Source organism: Nocardiopsis rhodophaea (assembly GCF_039530945.1).
GTDB classification, from domain to species: domain Bacteria; phylum Actinomycetota; class Actinomycetes; order Streptosporangiales; family Streptosporangiaceae; genus Nocardiopsis_C; species Nocardiopsis_C rhodophaea.
On sequence record NZ_BAAAPC010000061.1, the window covers coordinates 1 to 769 of the forward strand.

At 69.2% G+C, this 769-nt stretch carries 1 protein-coding gene; it reads left to right on the forward strand.

Annotation, left to right across the window (positions count from 1 at the left end; genetic code table 11):
* Position 1 precedes the first annotated feature (1 nt).
* On the forward strand, positions 2 to 700 hold the full coding sequence (locus ABD259_RS25650; protein ID WP_344109771.1) for an ABC transporter ATP-binding protein: 699 nt from the start codon (positions 2 to 4) through the stop codon (positions 698 to 700).
* Positions 701 to 769 lie beyond the last annotated feature (69 nt).

Sequence of the window (769 nt, forward strand, 5' to 3'; positions counted from 1 at the left end):
GCTGTCGAAGGTGTATGGGAGTGGGGACTCGGCGGTCCGGGCCCTGGACAACGTGACCGTGGAATTCACCCGCGGCGCCTTCACCGCGATCATGGGCCCCTCCGGATCGGGCAAGTCCACCCTCATGCACACCCTGGCCGGCCTGGACACCGCCACCTCCGGCACCGTCCACCTCGGCCGCACCGACCTCACCCAGCTCAAGGACAAGCAGCTCACCCTGCTGCGGCGCGACCGCATCGGCTTCATCTTCCAGTCCTTCAACCTGCTGCCCATGCTCACCGCCGAGCAGAACATCGTGCTGCCCGCCCAGATCGCCAAGCGCCAGGTCGATGCCGACCGCTTCGACCACATCGTCAAGGTCGTGGGGCTGGGCGACCGGCTGGACCACCTGCCCTCCAAACTGTCGGGCGGCCAGCAGCAGCGCGTGGCCGTGGCCCGCGCCCTGCTCGGCGCCCCGGAGGTGGTCTACGCCGACGAGCCCACCGGCAACCTCGACTCGCGCTCCGGCGCCGAGGTGCTGGCGTTCCTGCGCGACTCGGCCCGCGAACTGAACCAGACCATCGTGATGGTCACCCACGACCCGGTGGCGGCCTCTTATGCCGACCGGGTGGTGTTTTTGCGCGACGGGCGCCTGGTCGACGAGGTGTATGGCCCCAGCGCCGAGACCGTGCTGGACCGGCTTGTGAAGCTGGAGGCCTGAGCCCACCATGCTGCGCACCACACTGGCCGGCCTGCGGATGCACAAGAGCCGGCTGATCACCACTGCCCT